The following is a 955-nucleotide window of genomic DNA, read 5'->3' on the forward strand; positions in this document are numbered from 1 at the left end:
TGATGGGTGTGCACCTGGCGGCGGTGCCGGGGGGCGGGCGGTGGCTGGCGCTCGTCCGGATGCATCACGTGGTGCGTGACCATACCGCGTTGGAGGTGCTGCTCGCCGAGGTGGCGGCGTTCCTGGCCGGTCGGGGGGCGGAATTGGCCGTGCCGCTGCCGTTCCGGAACTTCGTGGTGCAGGCGCGTCAGGGGATCGCTGACGATGAGCATCATCGTTATTTCGCGGAGTTGCTGGGTGATGTGGAGGAGCCGACGGCGCCGTTTGGGCTGGTGGATGTGCGCGGCGACGGCAGCGACTCCGCGCATGAGGTGGTGCCGTTCGCCGGTGATCTGCACCGGCGGCTGCGGGAGGTGGCCAGGCGGCTGGGCGTGAGTCCGGCGACGGTGCTGCATGTGGCGTGGGCCCGGGTGTTGGAAGTGGTCTCCGGCCGGGACGATGTGGTGTTCGGCACGGTGCTGTTCGGCCGGATGAACGCCGGCGCCGGTGCGGACCGCGTGCCCGGGCCGTTCATGAACACGCTGCCGGTTCGGGTGCGTACCGGCGAGCTCGGCGTACTGACTGCGGTGTCGGCCATGCGAAGCCAGCTCGCCGAATTGCTGGAGCACGAGCACGCGCCTCTCACTATCGCTCAGCGGGCCAGTGGGGTGGCGGGTGATGCGCCGCTGTTCACCTCGTTCCTGAACTACCGGCACAACACCGGCGCCGGTGTGGATGGGGAGATGGAGGGGGTGCGGCTGCTGTTGGTGCGCGAGCGCACCAACTATCCCCTCGTCATCCTGGTCGATGACAACGGCGACAGCATGTCGGTGGCCGTCGACGCGGTCGCCCCGATCGATGCTCGGAGCGTGGGACTGCTGGTCCGCACCGCCACCGGCAACCTCGTGGCCGCGCTGGAGCAGGCGCTGGACGGCGCGAACGAGCCGCCGCTGAGCAGCGTGGACGTGCTCGACGA

The 955-nt window shown here is 69.7% G+C and carries 1 protein-coding gene; it reads left to right on the forward strand.

All coding sequences use genetic code 11. From position 1 onward, the window contains the following. On the forward strand, positions 1–955 hold a 955-nt coding region (locus KLK06_RS59430; protein ID WP_250907747.1), incomplete at both ends, for a condensation domain-containing protein.

It is taken from the genome of Nonomuraea sp. NEAU-A123 (assembly GCF_018603905.1).
Classification (GTDB): Bacteria; Actinomycetota; Actinomycetes; order Streptosporangiales; family Streptosporangiaceae; genus Nonomuraea.